At 58.4% G+C, this 19,837-nt stretch carries 19 protein-coding genes; 9 read left to right on the forward strand and 10 right to left on the reverse strand.

Annotated features, from left to right (window positions below):
* Positions 1–18: 18 nt before the first annotated feature.
* The 3 genes from ACR0LL_RS06095 to ACR0LL_RS06105 are packed head-to-tail and all read right to left on the reverse strand — an operon-like array spanning position 19 to position 3,503.
* Complete coding sequence (locus ACR0LL_RS06095) at positions 19–291, reverse strand: hypothetical protein (protein ID WP_267363859.1); 273 nt, start codon at positions 289–291, stop codon at positions 19–21.
* The gene (locus ACR0LL_RS06100; protein WP_480584759.1) at positions 275–3,070 is read right to left on the reverse strand and encodes a [protein-PII] uridylyltransferase family protein; all 2,796 of its coding nucleotides are present in this window, start codon (positions 3,068–3,070) and stop codon (positions 275–277) included. The genes ACR0LL_RS06095 and ACR0LL_RS06100 overlap by 17 nt, the downstream gene beginning before the upstream one ends.
* 49 nt (positions 3,071–3,119) lie before the next feature.
* On the reverse strand, positions 3,120–3,503 hold the full coding sequence (locus tag ACR0LL_RS06105; protein ID WP_324169977.1) for a nuclear transport factor 2 family protein: 384 nt from the start codon (positions 3,501–3,503) through the stop codon (positions 3,120–3,122).
* Between the two features lie 148 nt (positions 3,504–3,651).
* On the opposite strand from ACR0LL_RS06105, the gene ACR0LL_RS06110 reads away from it, so the two are divergent.
* From ACR0LL_RS06110 to ACR0LL_RS06125, 4 genes are all read left to right on the forward strand, one after another.
* A complete protein-coding gene (locus ACR0LL_RS06110; protein ID WP_209503649.1) occupies positions 3,652–4,074 on the forward strand; it encodes a DUF2852 domain-containing protein in 423 nt (140 codons plus the stop codon).
* A 66-nt stretch (positions 4,075–4,140) separates the two neighbouring features.
* Positions 4,141–4,572, forward strand: coding sequence for an RDD family protein (locus ACR0LL_RS06115; RefSeq protein ID WP_209596678.1), 432 nt, complete (start codon positions 4,141–4,143; stop codon positions 4,570–4,572).
* 75 nt (positions 4,573–4,647) lie between these two features.
* A complete protein-coding gene (locus tag ACR0LL_RS06120; protein ID WP_480584763.1) occupies positions 4,648–5,472 on the forward strand; it encodes an arginyltransferase in 825 nt (274 codons plus the stop codon).
* A 7-nt stretch (positions 5,473–5,479) separates the two neighbouring features.
* Positions 5,480–5,869 (forward strand): VOC family protein, encoded by a 390-nt coding sequence (locus ACR0LL_RS06125; RefSeq protein ID WP_480584765.1) that lies wholly within the window; start codon positions 5,480–5,482, stop codon positions 5,867–5,869.
* A gap of 134 nt (positions 5,870–6,003) precedes the next feature.
* Here the strand turns inward: ACR0LL_RS06125 and ACR0LL_RS06130 are convergent, their stop codons facing one another.
* The 3 genes from ACR0LL_RS06130 to ACR0LL_RS06140 form a co-directional block, all read right to left on the reverse strand.
* Positions 6,004–8,358, reverse strand: coding sequence for a TRAP transporter large permease (locus tag ACR0LL_RS06130; protein ID WP_267363849.1), 2,355 nt, complete (start codon positions 8,356–8,358; stop codon positions 6,004–6,006).
* Positions 8,359–8,375: 17 nt separating this feature from the next.
* Positions 8,376–9,302: a TRAP transporter small permease subunit gene (locus ACR0LL_RS06135; RefSeq protein ID WP_267363848.1), complete on the reverse strand. Its 927-nt coding sequence runs from the start codon at positions 9,300–9,302 to the stop codon at positions 8,376–8,378.
* Positions 9,303–9,424: 122 nt separating this feature from the next.
* Entirely contained in the window at positions 9,425–10,507 is a 1,083-nt protein-coding gene (locus ACR0LL_RS06140; protein WP_267363846.1) for a TRAP transporter substrate-binding protein, read from the reverse strand.
* Positions 10,508–10,752: 245 nt separating this feature from the next.
* On the opposite strand from ACR0LL_RS06140, the gene ACR0LL_RS06145 reads away from it, so the two are divergent.
* Both ACR0LL_RS06145 and ACR0LL_RS06150 read left to right on the forward strand, forming a co-directional pair.
* On the forward strand, positions 10,753–12,186 hold the full coding sequence (locus ACR0LL_RS06145) for a cache domain-containing protein (RefSeq protein ID WP_209503642.1): 1,434 nt from the start codon (positions 10,753–10,755) through the stop codon (positions 12,184–12,186).
* Entirely contained in the window at positions 12,183–12,830 is a 648-nt protein-coding gene (locus ACR0LL_RS06150; protein ID WP_480473305.1) for a response regulator transcription factor, read from the forward strand. The genes ACR0LL_RS06145 and ACR0LL_RS06150 overlap by 4 nt, the downstream gene beginning before the upstream one ends.
* Positions 12,831–12,934: 104 nt before the next feature.
* On the opposite strand, the gene ACR0LL_RS06155 is transcribed toward ACR0LL_RS06150, so the two are convergent.
* Both ACR0LL_RS06155 and ACR0LL_RS06160 read right to left on the reverse strand, forming a co-directional pair.
* Complete coding sequence (locus tag ACR0LL_RS06155; protein ID WP_480584769.1) at positions 12,935–13,780, reverse strand: HalD/BesD family halogenase; 846 nt, start codon at positions 13,778–13,780, stop codon at positions 12,935–12,937.
* 114 nt (positions 13,781–13,894) lie between these two features.
* Positions 13,895–14,131 (reverse strand): hypothetical protein, encoded by a 237-nt coding sequence (locus ACR0LL_RS06160; protein WP_480584771.1) that lies wholly within the window; start codon positions 14,129–14,131, stop codon positions 13,895–13,897.
* Between the two features lie 69 nt (positions 14,132–14,200).
* Here ACR0LL_RS06160 and ACR0LL_RS06165 point away from each other — a divergent pair, with 69 nt between their 5' ends.
* The 3 genes from ACR0LL_RS06165 (at position 14,201) to ACR0LL_RS06175 (ending at position 17,614) form a co-directional block, all read left to right on the forward strand.
* Positions 14,201–15,952, forward strand: a complete 1,752-nt coding sequence (locus ACR0LL_RS06165; protein ID WP_480584774.1) for an acetolactate synthase 3 large subunit — start codon at positions 14,201–14,203, stop codon at positions 15,950–15,952.
* A 68-nt stretch (positions 15,953–16,020) separates the two neighbouring features.
* Positions 16,021–16,581 carry an acetolactate synthase small subunit gene (ilvN, locus tag ACR0LL_RS06170; protein WP_209503637.1) on the forward strand — a complete coding sequence of 187 codons (561 nt, stop codon included), beginning with the start codon at positions 16,021–16,023 and terminating at the stop codon, positions 16,579–16,581.
* A gap of 313 nt (positions 16,582–16,894) precedes the next feature.
* Complete coding sequence (locus ACR0LL_RS06175; RefSeq protein WP_480584777.1) at positions 16,895–17,614, forward strand: helix-turn-helix domain-containing protein; 720 nt, start codon at positions 16,895–16,897, stop codon at positions 17,612–17,614.
* A 9-nt stretch (positions 17,615–17,623) separates the two neighbouring features.
* Here ACR0LL_RS06175 and ACR0LL_RS06180 read toward each other — a convergent pair whose 3' ends face one another.
* Both ACR0LL_RS06180 and ACR0LL_RS06185 read right to left on the reverse strand, forming a co-directional pair.
* Positions 17,624–18,409, reverse strand: coding sequence for a DUF2189 domain-containing protein (locus ACR0LL_RS06180; RefSeq protein WP_480584780.1), 786 nt, complete (start codon positions 18,407–18,409; stop codon positions 17,624–17,626).
* A 22-nt stretch (positions 18,410–18,431) separates the two neighbouring features.
* Positions 18,432–19,832 (reverse strand): amidase, encoded by a 1,401-nt coding sequence (locus ACR0LL_RS06185; protein WP_480584783.1) that lies wholly within the window; start codon positions 19,830–19,832, stop codon positions 18,432–18,434.
* Positions 19,833–19,837: the final 5 nt, after the last annotated feature.

The following is a 19,837-nucleotide window of genomic DNA, read 5'->3' on the forward strand; positions in this document are numbered from 1 at the left end:
TGTGCCGATGGAAAAGCCCTAGCGGTTTCGCGAGCGCCAGCCACCGCGTCGTTTCGGGGTTTGGGCCGCCTGAAGGCCCTCGGACAGAACCTGAGTCATGGGATGATCCGGGCTGTGCGGCGCGTATGCCGCGTGCAATTCGGTCAGCGCCGAGTTCTGGTCACGCTCTTCGGGCAGGCTGAGCGCCCAGTCGAGAAATATGCTGCGGCATTCCGGCAAGGTGATGCCTTCGATGCGATAGGCTTCCTGGATCAGACCTTTGTGGTCATTGGGATCAGTGCTGCGTGCCATCTTCGCCCTCTTGGATCACGCTGCCGATCAGGTCGGCCGCGGTTGTGTAACTCTTCTGCAATGCCCGTTGCAGTGCATCGACCTCTTCAAACCCGGTGGCGCGGCACAGGAAATCCACACCTCCTTCACCGATCTGTTCCGCCTCGATGACCTTGCCCGAAAGAAGCCGGGCCGCACATTGCACCGACCAGCATAGGCTGTAGCAGTCTTTCAGGGATTGCGCCTGCGCGACATCCAGCAACCCGGCAGCGACGGCACCATCGAGGCCCGAGGACACGTCGCGTGCCGTAGTCCCTGCCAGCAAGGCACCGGTTTCGGCCATCAGTTCGATATCCATCAGGCGGCCGGGCCCGTTTTTGGCATCCCAGATCCCGGCGGGTGCCTTGGCTGCGGCCAGACGCGTTCGCATCTCGGCGACTTCGCGCAAAACCTTGTCCCGCTCGCGTGGTCGCGACAGAAACCCGACGCGAAACGCTTCGATATCATTTGCCAAACCGGCATCACCCGCAACGACATGAGCACGGGTCAGGGCCAGATGTTCCCACACCCAGGCCTCATTCTGCTGATAATTGGTAAAGCTGGCCCAACTGGTGGCAACCGGCCCCTGATTGCCGGACGGGCGCAGGCGCATGTCGACCTCATACAGCCGCCCCTGTGACATCGGTGCCGAAAGTGCCGTGATCAGCGCCTGCGTGAACCGCGCATAATAGGTGCGCGTGGCCAGAGGACGCGGACCATCGGACATGTCCTGATCCTGCGGGTCATAGATCACAATCATGTCCAGATCGGATTGCGAATTGATCCGTCCTGCGCCCAACGATCCCATGCCCAACACCGCCGCTCCGCGCCCCGGGGCGGGCCCGTGTTTGCGGGCGAAATTCTCGGCAACATATGGCAGGATGGCGGCAATCACCGATTGTGCAAGTTCTGCATACTGCCGACCTGCCTGTGTCCCGTCGATCAGACCCCGCAAGTGGTGGACGCCGACCCGGAAATGCCATTCCTTGCACCAGCGCCGTGCAAGGTCGAGCCGGGTTTCATAGTCAGGCTCTTCCGCCAGCGCACGGGCCAGTTCGATTTGCAATGCCTTCTGCCCCGGCCAATCGGCAAAGAAACTGCCGCCGATCACCGCGTCGAAAACCGAGGCATTGCGCGACAGATGCGAAGCCAGAGCATGAGATGTGCCAACGATATCGACCAGCAGGTCGATCAGTTGCGGATTGGCCTCGAACAAGGAAAACAGCTGAACCCCGGCGGGAAGGCCAGACAGAAACCCATCCAGCGCCATCAACGCCTCATCCGGTTTGGCGGTCTTGGCAAGACGCGACAGCAACTCGGGCCGCAACCTTTCGAATATCCGCGACCCGCGCTGTGACCTTAAGGCCGGATAGGTCGTCCACCGGGCCAGAACACTCTGGTCAAACTCCACATCCTGTGCCGCCACAGGTGCAGGACCGGGGCCAGGCGCAAAAAATCCTTCAGTCAGTTCGTGCACTTCGGTCAGGCGGTTTTTCAGGTCCTGTTTCAGTTCATCGCCGCCGATCCCCATCAGACAGGCGATACGTTCGATGCCTTCCGGTGATTTCGGAACCTTATGCGTCTGTGCATCATGAACCATCTGAATGCGGTGTTCGACTTCGCGATGTGCCCGGTAATGATCGGTCAATTTATCCGCGACATCCTGCGGCACCCAGCCTTTTGACGCCAACGCCGCCAACCCCGGAACCGTTCCGCGCACCCGTAAATCCGGATCGCGACCACCTGCGATCAGCTGACGGGTCTGAGTGAAGAACTCGATCTCGCGAATACCGCCCTGCCCCAGCTTCATGTCGTGGCCGGGGATCGACAAGGCCCCGCCCGTACCTTTGTTTTCGCGAATCCGAAGCCGCATATCATGCGCGTCCTGAATGGCGGCAAAATCCAGATGGCGACGCCAGACAAAGGGGCGCAATGTGTCCAGAAACCGCTGCCCCGCAGCCAAGTCTCCGGCACAGGGACGGGCCTTGATATATGCCGCGCGCTCCCACGTGCGGCCGAGGCTTTCGTAGTACCGTTCAGCGGCCTCCATCGCCATGCAGACCGGTGTTACGGCGGGATCCGGCCTCAGCCTCAGATCTGTACGGAAAACATAGCCATCGGCAGTCTTGTCGCTGAGCGTCGCGCAGAAGTTCCGCGTTGCCCGCACCATGCCCTGCCGGGCCTCGTAGAAGTCATCGGGGTCGAACCGCGTCTCATCAAATAGCACAATCAAATCGATATCCGAGCTGTAGTTCAGCTCATGCGCGCCCATCTTGCCCATGGCCAGAATGACCATCCCGGCGGCAGTTTCGATATCGTCCTCGGTCATACCCGGCAGTTTGTTGCGCCGGATCAACGTCGCAATCTCGGCCTTGGCCGCAGTATCCGCGGCCAGTGCACCGAAATCGGTCAGCGCCGCGGTGACTTTCTCAAGCGGCCAGGCACCTGCAATGTCAGCAAGCGCGGTCAACAGCGCCACACGCCGCTTGGCCTGCCGCAAGCCGGATTTCAGCTGATCCGGCGGCAGCTCACGCGCATCCGCCATGACTTCAGACAGCGCCTGATCCGGGCGCAATAAGGCATCAGGCAGCCATTCCCTTTCACGCTCGATCAGGCCTTTCAGATATGGGCTGGACCCGGCTGTTCCCGCCACCAGCTCTCCCAACTCCTGCGACAGATCAGGTATCAAAGCGCGGGTTTCATCGCCCAGAGACGGATCAAACGCACGCGGAAGGCGGGTAATGGCAAGAGCGTCAGTCATGCGCGCACCCTGCGCATTGCGGCGCGTAATCGTCAATGGGGCATTCTGATCAGGTTACCTGAACCGGCGTATCCTGACTGAAGCTGTTGACCCAAACGTCGTTTCTTCTTTCCCACAAAGATGAAATCAGCATTGCCTCGCGCCGATCTGCGCCCGGGCGCAGGTAGTCGGCGCGGTAGGACAACAAGACGATATCCGGGGTCAGAATGCGTAACCGGGCATCACTCAGATCAAACTCGGCCATCGTCGGCGCATCTGCAAATTGCCCGACGTGATCGTCCCGATTGGCAAAACCCGTGGGATAAACGCCCAGAAAATCCGCGCTCAGCAAGGCGCGATCGGCGCTTGCATCGCCTTCAACCAGCGCCACCCAGACCTGCGTTTCCAGTTCAAGAATGTCCTTTAGTGCAGGGGCAGCTTTGTTGTCCGTCATATCCATACCCAGACCCTGCGAGCCAGATCCTGAAACGTCAACCGGATTGCTTAATGTAAATCTTTTTCACATTACCCCTTGCCCCCAACCAAACGATACCCCATCTATGCAATGTGAATAGAGTTTACATCAACCCTGGAGAGCTCAAATGACCGCATTGTCCGACCCCGCCGTCCCCGCGAATCCGGGATGGCTTTATCGAACCGAAGCCTGGCTGGATGACAAAGGCAAAGGGGCCTGGATCGCCGCCATGGTTCTTGGTTTCATCTTCTTCTGGCCCGTTGGCCTTGCCCTGCTGGCCTATATGATCTGGAGCAAACGCATGTTCAGCAAGTCCTGCAACCGCCGCAAATCCTGGCACAGCCACATGAGTGCAATGAAGCCCTCGGGCAACAGCGCCTTTGACGCCTACAAAGCAGATACACTGGCCCGCCTGGAACGCGAACAACAGGATTTCGAAGCCTTCCTGCGCCGCCTGCGTGACGCCAAGGACAAGGCCGAATTCGACCAATTCATGGATGAACGCGCCCGCGAGAACCATGACGAAGACGGCAAGGGCGAGCCCGCCTGATTGACCTTGCCCTGCCCCGGTGTTTCGGGACAGGGTGCCCCTACCCCAGTTTTTCGGACCTATCGAATGAACCATCTGCCCAACCCGGACACCCAACCCGATTTCTATCGTTCCGTGACAACCAAACGCTTCGTCGCCTGGCTGTTCGATATCGCCTTCATTTCGCTGCTTTGCACGGTGGCAATCCTCTTTACTGCGTTTCTGGGTCTGTTTTTCCTGGCCCTGATCTACGCCGTTGTCAGTTTCGTCTACCGGGTGGTGACCATCGCCAACGGCTCAGCCACGCTGGGTATGCGCTTTATGGGGATCGAGCTGCGTGACGCGTTCGGAGAACGAATGGACCTGGGCAAGGCGCTTGCCCACACTGCCGGCTATTTTGTCAGCATGGCCTTTCCCGTGGTCCAGATCATCTCGGTCATCATGATGATGACCAGCGCCCGTGGCCAGGGTCTGACCGACAGTTTTCTGGGCACCGTGATGATCAACCAACGGGCCTGACGCAAGGTTGCGTGAAACACTTGGCGGTCTCGGGAACGGTTGCTATCATCCCTCCCGAGGTTGGATGGGGATTTCATGCGACATACGCTGCCAATTGCGCCACAATTCTATGTCACGGCACCGCAGCCCTGCCCTTATCTTGGCGGCAGGATGGAACGTAAACTGTTCACCGCCCTGCAAGGCGAAGGGGCTGAACAGCTGAACAACTCCCTGTCTCAACAAGGATTTCGCCGGTCTCAGAATGTACTCTACCGTCCTTCGTGTACGGATTGCGCAGCCTGCCTGTCGGCCCGGATCGATGTTTCAGCCTTCCGGCCGACCAAAAGCCAGAAGCGCGCAGCAAGGCGGAATGGATACCTGGAACGCCGCGCAACCTCGCCATGGGCCACGGATGAGCAATACGAGCTGTTCCGCCGCTATCTTGATACCCGTCACGCCGATGGCGGCATGGCTGACATGGATGTTTTCGAATTCGCCGCGATGATCGAGGAAACACCGATCCGCAGCCGCGTTGTGGAATATGCCGATCCTGAAACGGGCGAGTTGATCGCCGTCAGCCTGACCGATGTGCTCGATGACGGTCTAAGTATGGTCTATTCCTTCTACGACCCGGAACAGCCGCAAAACTCACTCGGCACCTACATGATCCTCGACCATATCGACATCGCACGTGAGGCGGGCCTGCCCTATATCTATCTGGGGTACTGGGTCCCCGGCAGCCCCAAGATGGGCTACAAAGCCAAGTTTTCAGGGCTCGAGGCCTATATTCAGGGGGGCTGGCAAAAAATCAGCGATCCGGATACCTATACCGGCACATCGCATCACCCCTTGTCGGCGCCGCCAATCGCCGAACAGGTCGCCAATATCCAGCTCCCTGACCGGCACCCGACCAAAGGCTGACCGCGCGATGAAACAAAGCCTGCATGCCGTCACCCTTGTGGTGCCGGATTACGACGACGCCATCTTGTTTTATACAAAGACGCTCAGCTTCCAACTTATCAAGGACATCGACCTCGGCAATGGCAAGCGCTGGGTTCTGGTCGCGCCTCCCGGTTCGGACAGCGGCTGCCTTCTTCTGGCAAAGGCTGACGGACCTGAACAAACCCCCGCCATAGGCAACCAGACCGGCGGGCGCGTTGGGTTCTTCCTGCAAACCGATGATTTCTATCGCGACCATGCGAACATGCGCGCCAGGGATGTTCACTTCGAAGAAGAACCACGCCACGAATCCTATGGCGTCGTCGCTGTCTGGCGTGATCCCTTCGGCAATCGCTGGGACCTGATCCAGTTCACCTGATCCGCATCTTCATCTGGCCATAAATATCCCGGGGATGAATTGGCCGCAGGCCAAGAAGGGGCTGGCCCCTTGCCCTAAAAAAACAGAAAAGGGGGCCAATCGGCCCCATTTGCAATATTCTCTTCCGGATCGGATCAGTTTGGCATCAGGTCCGGAACGATCGTGACAATCGTCGGGAAGAACCACAAGATCGCGATCCCCATCACCTGGATCAGAACAAACGGAACGATCCCGCGATAAATATGACCCGTAGTGACCTCCTTCGGCGCAACCCCCCGAAGGTAGAACAACGCAAACCCGAAAGGTGGCGTCAGGAACGACGTCTGAAGGTTCACCGCCACCATAATCGTGACCCATTTCGGATCGAACGAGCCGCCATAGATCACAGGGCCCACGATGGGGATCACGATGTAGATGATCTCGAGGAAATCCAGCACGAACCCCAGAATGAACAGCACCAGCATCACGATCAGGAAAACCGTGAACTCGTTGTCAAAGCTCTTCAGGAATTGCTGGATATAATGCTCCCCTCCGAATGAAATCACCACGAGGTTCAGCAACTGCGATCCGATCAGGATGGTGAATACCATCGAGGTCACCTTGGCCGTCTCGCGCACCACCGGGGTCAATACACCGCTGGAATACAGCACCCAGCACCCGTAAAGCAGACCGAACAGGGCGTACAGGTAGGCCGCATAAGCAATGATGAAGGCGATCCAGCTTTCCACCGTCACATTGCCTTGATTGATACGCAGGTCAAAGTTGACCCCCATCAGCAATGCAATGACAACGGCGAAAGTCGACCAGATGACCACTTTGCCCGAACGACCCTGATCCTGCAGCTTGCGGTAGGCCGCCAGCATGATCGCGCCACCCGCGCCCAGCGCAGCCGCCGGTGTCGGATTGGTGACACCTCCCAGGATCGAGCCCAGCACCGCGATGATAAGAACAAGCGGCGGGAAGACCACGCGGATCAGATCGTTTGTGGCACAGCGCGCCGCAGCCTCTTTGCAGCCATACATGGCGAGCGCGAACGGCAGGGCGAGCAACACGAAAGTCACGCCAGAGGATGTGGTCGGCGATATCATCAGGATATCAACCAATGCCATCAGCAACAGCCCGATCGCGCCAAGGATCAGCGGCTGCGGTGACCGCGACGGTGCGATACCACGGCCCAGAACCAGGGTCAGCCCCAGCAGAACAAGGGTAACCGCCACTCCGGTGCCAATCGGCGCCGCGTCGGCAATCCTTTTTTGCTGTTCGGCGGCCAGTTCCTCTTCTGTCAGGCGATGCGCTTCGGTTGTGCCGCCAGCGGCATCAATAGCCTCCTGCTCGGCGACAGCCTGATCCCAGGCAACTTGCCCGTGCAGATCGATCATCGACGCCTTGCACTCTGCCGACACGTTGGTCCGCAGCGACGCACCCTCGCCAATATCCGAGAAGGCCGAGACCGAGATATTCTGGCTTCCGATCACACCAACATTGCCCAGAAGGACCGCGCCGACGATCAGGGCAACCGGTGCACCCAGCAACCATGTCAGGCCTTCTGACCGCGTAATGGGTTCCCCGGAACCACCGGACACAGCCACAGCAGGCGCCTTGTGCGGGTTCAGCAGCGCATAGCCAAAGGCGTAGAGCGCGTAGAGCAGCGCCAGCATGATCCCCGGCAGCAATGCCGCCTGGAACAATGTCCCGACCGAGACAACCGCAGGCTCACCCAGATAGGTCAGCGCGTCGGTACAACCGGCTTCAACAGCTCGGGTTTCCTGCGCTGTCGAATACAGATCCCCTGCCAATGTGCCCAGCAGGACGATCACGATCGACGGTGGAATGATTTGCCCCAAGGTGCCCGATGCCGCGATCACACCGGTCGCCAGTTCCGGCGAATAGTTGTTGCGCAACATGGTTGGAAGCGCCAGCAGGCCCATCGTCACAACGGTCGCGCCAACGATACCGGTTGAAGCCGCAAGGAACGCCCCCACAACCACGATCGACACGGCCAGACCACCCGGAAGCGGGCCAAAAACACGTGCCATCGTCGTCAGCAGATCGTTGGCAATCTTTGAACGTTCCAGCGTGATGCCCATCAGAACGAACATGAGCACGGCCAGAAGGGTCTCGATGGATTGCCCGGCCAGCACGCGCTCGTTCATACGGTTCACGATGAACGACACGTTCCGGTCCAGCGCGGTCTCCCAGCCCGAGGCAAAAACCGGTTCGGCGAGCCTTGGCAAATCCGGGTATCGGAACACCGATATGGTGTCCGGCTTGATTCCGGAATTCACAAGGTCCCGATAACTTTGCGATCCAACGTCAATCGCCTGGTGGATCAGCAACCCCGCACTGTCCAGCGCGGCGATGATGCCAAAGGATATAATCCCTGCCCCGCCGATGGCAAAAGCCACCGGAAAGCCGGAAAGAATGCCCCCGAAAAGGCAAAAGAATACGATAATGAGGCCTATCTCGACGCCATCAAGTCCGAATAGCATTGTCTTTTTCTCCGCCCTTAATGCGCGCCTTCATAGGCTTCTTCGCCCTCACCAAGGCTGTCCTTGTCGAGGTATTTTCCAACGCTGTCCGGTCCTTCCACGTATTCCAGATACGACCGGTACAAAAACGCGATGGCGTGCAGGAACACCATGGCTGCAAACGCCACCAAAAGGATCTTGAACAGGAAGTAAGCATTGAACCCGTTGGGGCTGAACCCGATGGTTTCCACGTTCCAACGCAGGGCGCGGGATTTGGCAACCAGACGGTCCAACGCATCACTGGCGGAAGGGTTCGGCACGATCAAGTGACGCCACAGGAAGAACCAGCCGTACATCCAGGTCAGCACCGCCATTGGCATCATGAACAGCAACGCGCCGCACATATCGACCACACGCTTGGCGCGGTGGCTGATACCGGCATAGATCAGATCAACGCGCACATGCCCGCCCTGCACAAATGTGTAGGTACAGCACAGGCAGACGACCATGGCGTTATACAGTTTCAGCTCTTCCGCGAACCAGCTGATATCCATCTGGAACGGTATGCCCAGACCGAAGGACATATCAGGACGGGTAAAGACCCGTTGCATGAATACGATGACAATTTGCTGAATCACCATCAGCAGCCCCGCCCAGGCAAAGAACCGCCCGGTGGTGTTTGCAAAACCTTCAAGGCCGCGCACGATGGCCCACATGAAGTTCCGGTAATACAACCCGACGGCTGTCAGAACCAAAAAGAAGGTGAACACCACAAAGAAGAACTCGACCGAACCGCCGTAATACACAAAGCGCATGATCGACGCCTTGTCAGACCAGTCCAGCCAGAGCTGCGGATGCGTGATCGCATATCCGAAATTATAGAAGGCTTCGGCAATGTTCTGAATGAACCAGACCAGTCCATTCCACAGGGCGCCGAAGAACGAGATACCGTTTTCGTCCTGCATGTTGTCCCCAGGTCGTCTCAGTTGCGCGCAGGCCTATTGTGGCTTGCCCAAGTCCTTTCACGCAACGGGAAAGGTTTCCCCGCAAGGTGCGGGGAAACCGTTTTTCCTTTGATCAGGAAGGATTAGCCGCGAACACGGTCACGCTGTGCGGTGTAGACACCCGACGACAGGTTGTTCCATGCCGACGAAGCCGCCATCGACGGCATTGCGCTGTCGTGGATCTTCTTGAACAGCTCATCGCCCATGTTCTCGTCCAGAACTTCCTGGCTGGCCTTGCCGAACGCATCCCAGACACTGTCAGGGAATTCCAGGACCTTGACGCCACCGGCCTGCAGGCGCTGCAGCGCTGCACCGTTGTTGGCCAGGAATTGCGCCAGGTTCCACTGGTGTGCTTCTGCGGCAGCAATCTCGATGATCTTCTGCTGGGCCGGTGTCAGTTCATTGAACACGTCGCGGTTGGTTGCCAGCGACAGACCTGCGCCCGGCTCGTGGAAGCCCGCGGTGTAGTAGGTCTTGGTGATTTCCTGGAAGCCCGCTTTTTCATCGGCCCAGGGTCCGATCCACTCGGTTCCGTCAATCGCGCCGGACGACAGCGCCTGATACACTTCAGAACCGGGGATGTTCTGAACGGACGCGCCCAGTTTGCCCAGTGCTTTACCGCCCAGACCGGGCATACGGAACTTCAGACCATTGAAGTCTTCAGGGCTGTTGATTTCTTTCGAGAACCAGCCGCCCGCCTGCGCACCGGTGTTACCGGCCAGGAAGGACTTCAGGCCAAAGATTTCGCCCAGCTCATCATGCAGCTCCATACCGCCGTCATGATAGTACCAGTTCACCAGTTCCTGTGCGGTCATGCCGAAAGGCACAGCCGTAAAGAAGGCGTAACCTGGGTGCTGACCCACAAAGTAATAGTCAGCGGCGTGATACATGTCGGCCTGACCGGACGACACCGCGTCAAACACCTCGAACGCGCCAACCAGTTCGCCTGCCGCTTTGATTTCAACATTCAGGCTGCCATCCGACATGGCGTTGATGCTGTCGGCACAACGCTGTGCGCTGTCAAACACGCCAGCCAGACCACGACCCCACGAGGTCACCATGGTCAGTGTGCGCTGTCCCTGTGCATAGGCCGGAGCCGCCAGAGCGGTTGCTGCAGCTGCCGAACCGCCCAGCGCGGATTTTTTCAGAAATGAACGACGATCCATATGAGTGTTCCTCCCCTTCATAGTCACGATCCGGCAGAACCGGACCTGTCGCATTCAGTGCGCGTCAGCCTAATGTGAGCGAAGCGAAAGGGAATACCTACTACTGCGTAGAGAATCGATTTCTTTTGGGGATGCGGTGAAATTTCCGAACGAAAACTCCAACAAAAACGGCCCAAACACCAAAATTTCACAGACCAACGCCAATCTTTTTGCATTTTTGACGCCGCTTGCGTATCGATTCGTCCATGCAAAGACTTCGACATCTGGTCTCGCTTACCTATGCGCAGAAACTGTCGCTGGTGGCCGCAATCCCGCTGGTTGTGGCCGTGGCCGCAATCGCTGTGCTTGTAGCCTATGAGGCGCGTGCGACCGCCGAGCGCGAGATCGAAGCCCTGGAGCGCAGCCTGATCGAGGCCAAGAAAGAAGAACTTCGCAACTACGTGACGCAGGCGCGAAATGGGTTTGCCTATATCTATGGCCGCGCTGAACCGGATGACGAGGTGTCAAAGAACCTTGTCTCGCAGATACTCTCGGCAATGATCTATGGGCAGGACGGGTTCTTTTTCGTTTACGATTATGATGGCAACAATCTGGTCAGCCCCCGTCAGACACAATTCATCAACCGCAACTGGGAAGGTCTGACCGACAGCGATGGAACGCCTATCGTTGATGAGTTCATTCGCCTCGCCCGTCAGGGGGCCGGGTGGCACAGCTTCATGTGGGAAAAACCCTCGACCGGGGATGAGGCGCAAATGATCGCCTATGTCGTCGGGTTGCAGGACTGGCGCTGGGTCGTGGGTACCGGGGTCTTCATTGACGACATTGTCGCCACGGTCGCCAACGCAAGAGCCGAGGTCGAGGCCCGCGTGCAACGCACCTTCATGTATATCGGCGCCATTGTTGTTGCCGCCGTTCTGATTGTCTTTGCCTCGGGCATGTTGCTGAACATTCGCGAGCGACGGTTGGCGGATGCCAAGCTGAAGGAACTGACGCAACGTGTCTTCGACGCGCAGGAAGAGGAACGCGGCCGGGTTGCCCGCGAACTGCATGATGGCATCAGCCAGATCCTTGTGGGTGTACGCTATGCGCTGGACAATGCGCGCCGCCGTCTGTTGCGCGGCGATGATGCGGGTGCGCGCGATCCGCTGGACAAAGGCATCGACCATCTTCGCACCGCCATCACCGAGGTCCGCCGCATCAGCCGCGACCTGCGCCCCGGCGTGCTGGACGACCTTGGCCTTGGACCTGCGCTGAAGGCTCTGACCGACGATTTTCGCGAACGAACCGGGATCGAGACCGAATTTTCCACCGTCGTTTTCCGAAACCGGCTGGATCAGGACAGCAAGATCGCGCTTTATCGCATCGCACAAGAGGCGCTGACAAATATCGAACGCCACGCGGATGCCTCTTATGTTACGATTGACCTGCGTGGCCACAAGAAAGGCGCAACCATGCGGATCACAGACAATGGCCGTGGGTTGCGCGCAGAATCCGGGACCCCGACCACCGGCATCGGCCTGCGTAACATGCAGGAGCGAATTGAACAACTTGACGGATCGCTGCGTATTCTGTCATCACGCGGACCGCGCGGCGGAACGGTGATCGAGGCCAGTCTGCCGCTGAGCCACCTGTTGCCACCGCAGGAAGACGCAACTCCGAACCGAAAGGCCGGTACATGAGCGCCAAAAACATCCGAGTTCTTATTGTCGACGATCATCCCATGGTGGCCGAGGGCATTCAGTCGATCCTTGAAAGCTACGACGATATCGAAGTGGTTGGAACACTCGGCAGCGGTCAGGCCGCGGTGGATCAGGCGGTTGGCCTCGCCCCGGATGTCATCCTGATGGACCTGAACATGCCTGGCCTCGGCGGACTCAGCGCCACGGAAATCATTCTGGAACGCCTCCCCGGTACGCGCATCCTGATCCTGTCGATGCATGACAGCCCCGAATACATTTCGACCGCGCTCAGCCACGGCGCAAAAGGCTATGTTCTCAAAGATGTCCCAACCGAAGAGATCAAGCAGGCCATCGATGCGGTCATGCGGGGTGAGCAGTATCTGTGCACCGGTGCAAGTGGATCCCTGAAACCCAAAGGTGACAACGCACGCGAGGCGCTGACAGGGCGCGAGCAAACAATTCTGCTGGAACTGGCGCAGGGCAAATCAAACAAAGAGGTTGCGCAAAAGCTGGATATCTCGGTGCGCACGGTTGAAACGCATCGCAAGAACATCAAGCGCAAACTGGGAATTTCCTCGACTGCCGGGCTGACCCGCTACGCGCTGGAACATGGCATGCTGCAAGGCACCGGGGTCGGTTTCTGATCCTTGCGCAACCGCAGCGCGCAGCGCTGCCCGGCCCAACCAGAGAAGACGCGCCACAGGCGCGTTGACGGCGGGCGGGAGCGTTCACCTCCGGTAGTGCCCCTTCAATCCAGCAACTGATCCTTTCGCAAACCCGCACGCTCATAATGATGCGGCAACACGCGTCCATAAAGCTGCTGCGTACGTTCGATCCCGCCGCACATGCCTTCGGCCTCGACAAATGAAAAGATACCCACATACCGCCGCCGCGTGCCCTTGACCGGTGCGACCCTGTGCAGAGAATAGCGGCCTTTGAATATCTGCAAATCCCCAGGTCGCAATTCCAGCCGATGAACACGCGCCGTGTTTCCATCCAGAACCGAAGCGACCTGATCGAAATTCTCATCCTCGACTGAGCGCAGATTGGGCGCGTATTCGAATGCACCGCCCTGCTCGCCATTCTGGATCGCCAGTGTCACGGTGTAGTTGTTGGTGTCGAAATGCCAGGGAAAGCCCTGCCCCTCTTCCACGACATTGATGATCACGTCTGCCAGTGGGTCGTCGTAACGAAAGAAGCGGCCCTCAGGCTCATCCAGCGCATCCCGAATGAAGGGAAGAAATCCGCTAAACTCGTAAATCCTGCGCAAAGGACCGGAATGCGCAAAATTGTCGGCAGGAACAAACGCGTTCGAACGGTCATAGAACCGTCTGATCGGATGGGCGGCGTCGAACCGTGGGTCGTCTTTGGTGAAATAGGCATTTGTACGATTGAAAGACCGGTGTGCATTGGGCGCCACCTCGTCGGCCTCTTGCACCAAAAGCTCGATCCCCTGTGCATGTGCGAAACCCGGTAGAACCGCACATCCGTCCTGTTCCAACTCGCGCCGCAGATCCTCGATCAATCGCCTGTAAGCTGGCGAATCCGGGCGATCGATCGGATATCGTCCCAGATCTACCAGGTCCTGTAACATGCTCCGCCTCCCTCGTTTGCGACCACAAGATCAGCGTGAACCAGACAAAACACCGGATCATGCCAATTTCAGACATCGGCCTGACGCATTCAGACCTTCATACCTGTCCCGCCCTCAGAAAAACGACTTCCCTTTTCCCGGAAATTCCCGGCATGCGGCAATCTGCGCAACAAAATTTCGCAAAATACCGCCATTGGGATAGAAAATTGGTGGATTTGTCTGTTGACGCTCCTCCCCCCCGACCATAATGTCCACTCCAAGCAAAAAGGAGCCTCTGGCGATGAGAACGCTAGTCGTAATCGTAGGAACCACGCGCATGGGCCGGTAACGGTAAACCATAATCGAACCCATGCGCCTCCGAAAATTCGGGGGCTTTTTTTTGTCAAACGCAAGACACATGTCGCGAACGGAGCAAAGCAGATGACACGTGAGATGACCGGCGCAAAGATGGTGGTTCAGGCCCTCAAGGATCAGGGCGTGGACACGGTATTCGGATACCCCGGTGGCGCCGTCCTACCGATCTATGACGAGATCTTTCTGCAAAACGACATTCGCCACATTCTGGTGCGTCACGAACAGGGTGCGATCCACGCCGCCGAAGGCTATGCGCGGTCGACCGGTAAGCCGGGTGTTGCGCTTGTAACCTCTGGTCCCGGTGCCACAAACGCCGTTACCGGCCTGACTGATGCGTTGCTGGATTCGATTCCGATTGTGGTTCTGACCGGGCAGGTCCCGACCTTCATGATCGGATCGGATGCCTTTCAGGAGGCCGACACCGTTGGCATCACCCGCCCCTGCACCAAACACAACTGGCTGGTAAAGGACACGAATTCGCTGGCCGAGACGCTGCACGAGGCCTTCCATGTGGCCAAGTCGGGCCGTCCCGGCCCGGTTCTGATCGACATTCCCAAGGATGTGCAGTTTGCCACGGGTGAATACAACAGTCCCAAACCTTCGACCTCGCATTACCAGCCAGTGCTGAAAGGCGATCTGGAGGAAATCAACGAACTTGTTGCAGCCATTGAAAAAGCCAAGAAGCCGGTTTTCTACACGGGTGGTGGTGTCATCAACTCTGGCCCCGCAGCCAGCCAGTTGCTGCGCGAGTTGGTGGATTCCACGGGCTTCCCGATCACCTCAACCCTGATGGGTCTGGGTGCCTATCCGGCGTCGGGCGAAAACTGGTTGGGGATGCTGGGGATGCATGGCCTCTACGAGGCGAACCTTGCGATGCATGGCTGTGACCTGATGATCAACATCGGCGCACGGTTCGACGACCGGATCACCGGGCGCATCGACGCGTTCTCTCCAAAGTCGAAGAAAGCCCATATCGATATTGATCCGTCTTCGATCAACAAGGTCATCCGTGTGGACATCCCGATTGTCGGCGACGTGGCGCATGTACTGGAAGACATTCTGAAGGTGTGGAAGTCACGCGGGCGCAAGACCGATGCGGCAGCCGTCAAGAAATGGCAGGCGCAGATCTCTGAGTGGCGCAAGATCAACTGTCTGTCCTACACCAACAGCGAAAAGTCGATCAAACCGCAATACGCGCTGCAACGTCTTGAAGAGCTCACGAAAAAGCATGATCGCTATATCACGACCGAGGTTGGGCAGCATCAGATGTGGGCGGCACAATATCTTGGGTTCGAAGATCCCAACCGCTGGATGACATCGGGCGGGTTGGGCACGATGGGCTACGGCTTCCCGGCTTCGATCGGTGTGCAGATGGCACATCCTGACGCGCTGGTAATCAACGTCGCCGGTGAAGCCTCTTGGCTGATGAACATGCAGGAAATGGGCACGGCCGTTCAATACCGCCTGCCGGTCAAGCAGTTCATCCTGAACAACGAACGCCTCGGCATGGTCCGCCAGTGGCAGGAACTGCTGCATGGCGAGCGGTATTCGCATAGCTGGTCCGAAGCCCTGCCCGATTTCGTCAAACTCGCAGAGGCCTTCGGGGCCAAGGGCATCATCTGCTCGGACCCCGCCGATCTGGACGATGCGATCATGGAGATGATCAACTACGACGGCCCGGTCATCTTCGACTGTCTGGTCGAAAAGCACGAGAATTGCTTCCCCATGATCCCGTCGGGCAAGGCACATAACGAGATGCTGCTGGGCGAGGCCGAAACGCAGGGCGTGATCGACAGCAAAGGTTCGGTTCTGGTCTGATACCGTCCGAGGATTACCGCCGGGCGACCATTGCACCCGGCAAACACAGGATGATGAAAGGGACATAAATGTCTGCCCTACATATCAAAAAAGGCTCCAACCGCCATTCGGCCTATAACCTACGGCCTACTTTTTCGGACGTGCAGGAACGCCACACCATTGCCGTGCTGGTCGAGAACGAACCCGGTGTCCTGGCCCGTGTGATCGGCCTGTTCTCGGGGCGGGGTTACAACATCGAAAGCCTGACCGTGGCCGAGGTGGATCACACAGGACACCTGAGCCGCATCACCATTGTCACCACCGGCACACCGCAGGTGATCGAACAGATCAAGGCGCAGCTGGGGCGGATCGTGACTGTCCATGACGTGCATGACCTGACGGTCGAAGGCCCTTCGGTTGAACGCGAACTGGCCATCATCAAGGTCGTGGGTGAAGGCGACAAACGCGTCGAGGCGCTGCGCCTGGCTGACATCTTCCGTGCCAATGTGGTCGACAGCACCCTGAACTCTTTCATCTTCGAGATCACCGGCGCGCCGGACAAGATCGACGCTTTTGCTGACCTGATGCGCCCGTTGGGCCTGATGGAAATCGCCCGCACCGGCGTGGCGGCCCTGCTGCGCGGCGACTGAACAATATACCCGCCTTGGGGCTTTTCCTGCATCCAAGGCGGGAGCACATCTTTGGGTTGGTGGGCATTTGCAAAATCAACCCACACGTCCTTCTATGCGCTAAATTTGCCATAGGGTAAGCTTTTCCGGATAAAGATTAGGCATTTTCAGATAAAGCCTATTGCCATTGCGCTTTATGGCATTAGCCTCAACGCGCAACGCGACGTGGGGATACGTTGCTTGGGGTCAATCTGTACGATTTTTCAATGCGCGCCGGGGCTTGGTTCCAGTGCTGCGATGGTTTTTCAGGAAACTTAGCAAGGCGTGGGCATCCATGACCGACGACATTCGCAGCCCGGCTGAACTTCGCGCGATGTTTGGCGCGAATCTGCGGCAACTGGCACGAAGGTATCGGTCGGTCTCGGCACTGTGCCGCAAGCTTGGCGTGAATCGGACGCAGTTCAACAGGTATCTTTCGGGCGAAAGTGTTCCACGGCCGGATGTTCTGGATCGCATCTGCCGGTTTTTCGACGTGGATGCGCGCATCCTCCTGAAGCCCCTGGACGAAATTGAAAAGATCGAGGACCACCCCGCAGCGGCGGCCTTGACCGAGTTTCTGGGATCAGGTGTGGACATGATCGCCAGAACTGCGTTTTCTCCGGGGTTTTATGCCGTGATCGAAAGCGTCTCGGCCTCGCACCGCATGACCTTGCTGCACGCCCGACCACTGGCCCAATGCACATTGATACGCGGATATGTCTCGCGCGCCGCGATGCCCGAAGCAACGCCGCAGGCGCGCGAAATACAAGGGATCGTCGCCTGCACCGGCAGTTCCGTCTATATGCTGACCTCTCAGCGAGCGGGTCAGAACAGCCGCGTTTATATGATTTCACCCGATCGCACGGGAACAGCGGTTCAGTGGCGCGGTACGGTCATAAGCCCAGCCGCCCCTGAGGCACCGGAGCCCGTGGTTCTGAAATATCTCGGGCACGATGCAACGGCGATTTTCGCCGCTGCGCGCTTGTCGACCAACAATCCGGCACAGTATCCCTGAGCGGTTTTCTCAGGACGATGTGCCCTCCCCTTCGACTTGGGTGATTTGCCTATACAGGTGCCAACTGGCGTGGCCTAACAGTGGCAGAACCACCAAAAGGCCCAGAAACCAGGGCACCATGGCCAGGAACGTCAGAACAGCGATGATTACCCCCCAGGCAAGCATCACCGGAAAATTCCCGGACACATAGGTAAAACTTGCAATCATTGCCGTGACAAAATCCAGTTCGCGATCCAGCAGCAGTGGGATCGACAATACGGTGATCATATAGAGAACGGTTGCGAATACCGCCCCAACCACCGTGCCCACAGCCAGCATTGTCAGGCCATTCGCCGTCAGAAAGACCTCAAGCGAGGATGACACGTTAGTCATCGTGGCCAGCCCAAGGAACAGGGCAAAGATCATGTGCCCCAGGAAAAACCAGAACAGAAACACCACGACGATGATGGCGCAGATCGACGGCAATTGCCGACGGCTTTGTTGCAGCACGACACCAAAGATTGCGCCAAGATCCAGCGGTTCGCCCTGTTCCAGCCGGTGCGACACCTCGTAAAGGCCAACAGCGGCAAACGGGCCGATCAGCGGAAAGCCGATAGCTGCCAGAACCAGCCAGAAGGTTGTACCAGTCTGGATGGTGACCCATGCCATCGCCCATCCCGCAAGCACGTAGAACCCGGCAAAGATCAACCCAAACTGCGGCGCGCGCCGAAAGTCGGCCCAGGCGCGCCGCAACGCGGCGCGCAGCATGGCAGTATCTACCGGACGCATGTCCGGAACGCCAAATGGCTTTTCCATTTAGTCTCCTCCCTGATCGGCGTTATGACATCGCCGGCCTCTTGTTGGGCCAGTCGGTTTCGGTGTGATACGCCGCCCCGACCGACAGTAATTTGTGATCCGATCCTTTTGGTCCAAACAGTTGAAAGCCCATGGGCAGGCCCTGCACACCAAATCCGGCGGGCGCGGCCAGACAAGGCAAGCCAATCAGGCTGACCGGTACCGTGACATGCATCCAGCGATGATATGTATCCATTGCGCGGTCCGCGATCCGGGTGGGGTAAGGTGTTTCGATCCCAAACGGCCAAACCTGTGCGGATGGCAGGACCAGGGCATCAAACTGCTCGAACAGTTCCGCCGCGCACCGGAACCATTCTGACCGGATTACGCTGGCGTGATGCACGTCCATGGCACTCATCGTCAGACCCCGGTCCAGCTCCCACTGGGCTGTGTCTTTCAGATGGTCCCGTCGTTCAGCCAAAGGTTCCAGCCCTGCGGCGACACTCCAGGACCGCAGGGTGATCCAACTGGTCCATAACCGTTCGGCATCGAAAGGCGGGGCGACATGTTCAACACGCGCGCCCCGCGCTTCGAACACCTTCAACGCATCTCGGCACAGCTCAAGAATTCCGGCCTCTGTTGGAAAGGCCCTGTCCCAATCGCCCAGCCAGCCAATGCGCAGCCCGGTCAGATCTGCTGCGACCACCGGGGAAACCGGCGTACAGTCTCTGGCCAGCGGCAGACGTGGGTCAGGCCCCGAGATCACGTCGAGCAGGATGCCAAGATCTTCGGGACAGCGCGCCATTGGACCCAATGTGGACAGCTGATGCAGGAAACTATCGCCGACCGGATCAGACGGCACCCTGCCCCAGCTTGGGCGAAAGCCGTAAACATTGTTCCAGGCCGCCGGGTTGCGCAGGCTGCCCATCATGTCAGACCCGTCGGCCAATGCCACCATACCCGTCGCCAAAGCCACTGCCGCCCCACCGGATGAGCCGCCGCAGGTGAAACTGGCATCATACGGGTTGCGCGTTGCACCATAGACCGGGTTGAACGTGTGCGAGCCCAGCCCGAATTCCGGCGTATTGGTCTTGCCGATCAGGATGGCGCCCGCGGCCCGCATCCTGGCGGCAATCAGATCATCCCTGTCAGGGACGACATCCCCGAAAACAGGCGATCCATGCGACGAGACAATACCTGCCACATTGACCAAATCCTTGACCGCAATTGGCAGGCCGTGCAGCGGGCCAGTGACAGGACCGCTGTCGCGGGTCTGCGCTTCGGCCATCAGCTCGCCCTTGTCCCGCAGCGCCACGATGGCGTTCACGTCACCGTTGACTTTGGCAATGCGATCCAGCGTGGCCCGCATGACTTCTGTGGCCGAAACCTGCCGGGTAGCCAGTTGGTTCAGAAGCTCTGTGGCAGATATCCGGGTCAGGTCCATAACAC

The sequence above is a fragment of the Ruegeria sp. AI2 genome, assembly GCF_056541275.1.

Coding starts and splice junctions, on each gene's coding strand:
- ACR0LL_RS06155 (WP_480584769.1), bottom strand. CDS start 13,780: ATGTTACAGGACCTGGTAGATCTGGGACGATATCCGATCGATCGCCCG.
- ACR0LL_RS06120 (WP_480584763.1), top strand. CDS start 4,648: ATGCGACATACGCTGCCAATTGCGCCACAATTCTATGTCACGGCACCG.
- ACR0LL_RS06140 (WP_267363846.1), bottom strand. CDS start 10,507: ATGGATCGTCGTTCATTTCTGAAAAAATCCGCGCTGGGCGGTTCGGCA.
- ilvN (WP_209503637.1), top strand. CDS start 16,021: ATGTCTGCCCTACATATCAAAAAAGGCTCCAACCGCCATTCGGCCTAT.
- ACR0LL_RS06110 (WP_209503649.1), top strand. CDS start 3,652: ATGACCGCATTGTCCGACCCCGCCGTCCCCGCGAATCCGGGATGGCTT.
- ACR0LL_RS06100 (WP_480584759.1), bottom strand. CDS start 3,070: ATGACTGACGCTCTTGCCATTACCCGCCTTCCGCGTGCGTTTGATCCG.
- ACR0LL_RS06175 (WP_480584777.1), top strand. CDS start 16,895: ATGACCGACGACATTCGCAGCCCGGCTGAACTTCGCGCGATGTTTGGC.
- ACR0LL_RS06125 (WP_480584765.1), top strand. CDS start 5,480: ATGAAACAAAGCCTGCATGCCGTCACCCTTGTGGTGCCGGATTACGAC.
- ACR0LL_RS06105 (WP_324169977.1), bottom strand. CDS start 3,503: ATGACGGACAACAAAGCTGCCCCTGCACTAAAGGACATTCTTGAACTG.
- ACR0LL_RS06185 (WP_480584783.1), bottom strand. CDS start 19,832: ATGGACCTGACCCGGATATCTGCCACAGAGCTTCTGAACCAACTGGCT.
- ACR0LL_RS06115 (WP_209596678.1), top strand. CDS start 4,141: ATGAACCATCTGCCCAACCCGGACACCCAACCCGATTTCTATCGTTCC.
- ACR0LL_RS06150 (WP_480473305.1), top strand. CDS start 12,183: ATGAGCGCCAAAAACATCCGAGTTCTTATTGTCGACGATCATCCCATG.
- ACR0LL_RS06165 (WP_480584774.1), top strand. CDS start 14,201: ATGACACGTGAGATGACCGGCGCAAAGATGGTGGTTCAGGCCCTCAAG.
- ACR0LL_RS06095 (WP_267363859.1), bottom strand. CDS start 291: ATGGCACGCAGCACTGATCCCAATGACCACAAAGGTCTGATCCAGGAA.
- ACR0LL_RS06135 (WP_267363848.1), bottom strand. CDS start 9,302: ATGCAGGACGAAAACGGTATCTCGTTCTTCGGCGCCCTGTGGAATGGA.
- ACR0LL_RS06160 (WP_480584771.1), bottom strand. CDS start 14,131: ATGGGTTCGATTATGGTTTACCGTTACCGGCCCATGCGCGTGGTTCCT.
- ACR0LL_RS06130 (WP_267363849.1), bottom strand. CDS start 8,358: ATGCTATTCGGACTTGATGGCGTCGAGATAGGCCTCATTATCGTATTC.
- ACR0LL_RS06180 (WP_480584780.1), bottom strand. CDS start 18,409: ATGGAAAAGCCATTTGGCGTTCCGGACATGCGTCCGGTAGATACTGCC.
- ACR0LL_RS06145 (WP_209503642.1), top strand. CDS start 10,753: ATGCAAAGACTTCGACATCTGGTCTCGCTTACCTATGCGCAGAAACTG.